The organism is Arthrobacter sp. JCM 19049 (assembly GCF_001310435.1).
In genome coordinates, this window is sequence record NZ_BAXF01000406.1 from 1 (window position 1) to 1,985 (window position 1,985).

Sequence of the window (1,985 nt, forward strand, 5' to 3'; positions counted from 1 at the left end):
CCACCGCGCTGTCGGTGGCGAACCTGGAGGGGCATTGGTGGACGGTGCCGGTGCTGCTGCTGTCCGCGGCCCGCCATGCGGTGCTGGAGGAGGTGCTCATGCTGGCCTTCCTCTTCGCCCACGGCCGGGCGCTGAAGATCGCCCCCTGGGCGCTGCTTCTGGGTTCGGCGCTGCTGCGCGGCAGCTACCACCTGTACCAGGGATTCGGGCCGTTCATCGGCAACGCAGTGATGGGCGCCGTGTTCGGTTGGGTGTACCTGCGGTGGGGGCGGGTGATGCCGCTGGTGATCGCGCACTTCCTGCTCGACGCGGTGGGCTTTGTGGGCTTCGCACTGATCGGTCCGGCGATCGGGATCGGCGGCTGAGCCGTCCGCCCGGCCTTTGCGCCGCGGCGCCGGCGGGTTAACGGACCAGGGGCAGGGGGCGAACGCTCGCGGTTCACGCCCTGCCCCTGATCCTTGCGTCCTTGGCTACAGCACGACCTCGCCTTGGGGGTCTGGAAGGTGACCGAGAGGATGCCCGGGGTCCCGTTGGGGGACTGGTAGCTCATGGTGACCTCGCCCAGCTGCACCTCATCGGGCTTGCCCAGCCACTCCAGCACCCGGTCGCGGGAGCCGGCGATGGTGATCTCATCGATGAAGCCCACCGGGTCCAGGGCGCGGGAGGGGTGCAGGTCCTCGGTGCCGTCGTCCCAGCGCAGCAGGTAGGGCACCTGCGGGTCGGCGATCAGGCCCTTGATCCCGATCTGCTGCCAGGTCAGTTCGCGCCCGTCGGGGAACTTGCGGTTGCCCGGCACGGCCTGGCGGCCCAGCCGCTGCTCGGCCTGGCCCATCTCATCTAGGGACACGCACCAGCCATCCAGCCCCCGCCCAGTTCGGAGCGGGCGCGCACGGCCTGCCCGAAGGGGGCCTTGAGGCTTGCCGGGTGGTCCAGCACCTCGACGACTTCCAGGTACTGGTTGTGCTGCAGCGGAAAAATTACATTGCGAGTTCCGAATCGTGGGTGGATCCCACCCTTGACGAACTCCAGGCCCAGGGTCTGGGAGATGCGTTCGGCGGTTTCCATCAGCATCGGGGCCACATGCATACGAAACGTGATCTAGCCTCATCATGCGATCATCATGCCATTTTTGTGATCCAAGTCTCGACTTAGGGTGGCCTAATTATTTCTCCAGGTGTTGACGTTCCGACCGAACGTGCCAAGTGCGGTGCAAGGGGTGGGCTGTTGTGTGACCGATTGCGACGCCGCGGACGCAGCGCCGATTGCATCGTCCGCCGCGCCTGCGGCACACTGGTGGCAGGTCATGAGTCCCAGCTACGAGCCCCGGCTTGCTGGGCGGCAACCCTCCAACCGCGGTGGGGTGCCCCGGGTGAAGACCTGGCCCTGCACACCTAGGTGTGCCAAGGACAAGCGCGGGTTACACCCTGAGAACTCACCGGCCACCGGCCTCTTAGGGTGAATTTCAGTGGTGTACCCCCGAATAGTCAACGAACTATGGGAGGAAAACCATGAGCGAAAACTGGTCATTCGAGACCCGTCAGATCCACGCCGGGCAAAGCCCGGACCCGCACACCGGGGCCCGGGCCCTGCCGATCTACCAGACCACGTCCTTCGAATTCCCCACCGCGCAGACCGCGGCCGAGCGCTTTGCGCTGCAGGACCTGGGACCGATCTACACCCGCATCGGCAACCCCACCCAGGAGGCGGTGGAGAACCGGATTGCCAGCCTGGAGGGCGGGGTGGGTGCCTGCTGCTGGCCTCCGGGCAGGCGGCCACCACGTTCGCGATCCTGAACCTGGCCGAGGCGGGGGACCACATCGTGGCCAGCCCCAGCCTCTACGGGGGCACCCAGAACCTGTTCAAGCACACGCTGCGCAAGCTGGGAATCGAGGTCAGCTTCGTGGCCGACCCGGACGACCTGCAGGGGTGGCGCGCCGCGATCCGCCCGAACACCAAGGCGCTGTTCGGCGAGGTGGTCTCCAACC

General features: G+C 67.0%; 1 protein-coding gene, 2 pseudogenes and 1 riboswitch. Of the genes and pseudogenes, 2 read left to right on the forward strand and 1 reads right to left on the reverse strand.

Annotated elements, in window-relative coordinates:
• Window positions 1–365: CPBP family intramembrane metalloprotease (locus JCM19049_RS12725; protein ID WP_279403163.1), on the forward strand; the 365-nt coding region annotated here is incomplete at its 5' end.
• A 122-nt stretch (window positions 366–487) separates the two neighbouring features.
• Here the strand turns inward: JCM19049_RS12725 and JCM19049_RS12730 are convergent.
• Window positions 488–1,111, reverse strand: a pseudogene (locus tag JCM19049_RS12730) (VOC family protein); the annotation flags it as partial.
• A gap of 188 nt (window positions 1,112–1,299) precedes the next feature.
• Window positions 1,300–1,419: riboswitch (SAM riboswitch) on the forward strand.
• 89 nt (window positions 1,420–1,508) lie between these two features.
• On the opposite strand from JCM19049_RS12730, the pseudogene JCM19049_RS12735 reads away from it, so the two are divergent.
• Window positions 1,509–1,985, forward strand: a pseudogene (locus JCM19049_RS12735) (PLP-dependent transferase); the annotation flags it as partial.